1 protein-coding gene is annotated in these 384 nt (G+C 57.3%); it reads left to right on the forward strand.

Going from position 1 to position 384, the window contains the following annotated elements:
- Nucleotides 1–384 (forward strand): hypothetical protein (locus MRBLSP13_RS19970; RefSeq protein WP_363738262.1); only part of this gene is annotated, 384 nt, incomplete at both ends.

Raw genomic sequence — 384 nt, forward strand, 5'->3', positions numbered from 1 at the left:
TCAAGCGGGGTGCTTCGCAAAATGCGATCATGGCCGTGGATTGGGAGAATCGGGTCGATTTCGACCGGCTTCGCAAATATCGGTTCAAGCGCGTTCAGGACCAGCTGAAGACGTCGAACATGGGCGCGGTGCTGTTGTTCGACATGAACAACATCCGCTATACGACTGCGGCGCACATCGGCAATTGGGCGCGCGACAAATATTTTCGCTGTGCGCTCATCATGCGCGATCGCGAACCGATCATGTGGGACATCGGTTCGGCCGCCAAGCAGCATCAGAAGCATAATCCCTGGATCAGCCCCGAAAATTGGCGCCCGGTGGTATCAAGCTGGCGCGGCTCGATCATGGAAGAGGTTGGCGTTGAGAAGGCGAACGCGAAGCGGA

The organism is Sphingobium sp. LSP13-1-1.1 (assembly GCF_040676415.1).
In the GTDB taxonomy this organism is placed as follows: domain Bacteria; phylum Pseudomonadota; class Alphaproteobacteria; order Sphingomonadales; family Sphingomonadaceae; genus Sphingobium.